Below are 268 nucleotides of genomic sequence, written 5' to 3'. Positions count from 1 at the left end.
GCTTGTAGCTCAGGTGGTTAGAGCGCACCCCTGATAAGGGTGAGGTCGGTGGTTCAAGTCCACTCAGGCCTACCAAATTCGCCTCCGTGCTGTGTTACGGCGATGCTCGCATACTTCAGTATGCTTCGCACCACCGCGCCTTGCCCGGAAACGAATTAGGGTACAGAGATTAGCATTTACGATGGGGTTATAGCTCAGCTGGGAGAGCGCCTGCCTTGCACGCAGGAGGTCTGCGGTTCGATCCCGCATAGCTCCACCATCCTTACTG

Annotated in this window: 1 tRNA gene; it reads left to right on the top strand. The window is 56.3% G+C overall.

Annotated features, from left to right (window positions below):
* Positions 1 to 183: 183 nt before the first annotated feature.
* Positions 184 to 259: transfer RNA gene (locus OGY71_RS00245), tRNA-Ala, on the top strand.
* The last annotated feature ends 9 nt before the right edge of the window (positions 260 to 268 follow it).

Origin of the sequence: Citrobacter sp. Cpo109, assembly GCF_030332565.1 — a bacterium.
GTDB lineage: Bacteria > Pseudomonadota > Gammaproteobacteria > Enterobacterales > Enterobacteriaceae > Citrobacter > Citrobacter portucalensis.
This window is presented reverse-complemented; position numbering and strand designations above follow the sequence as displayed.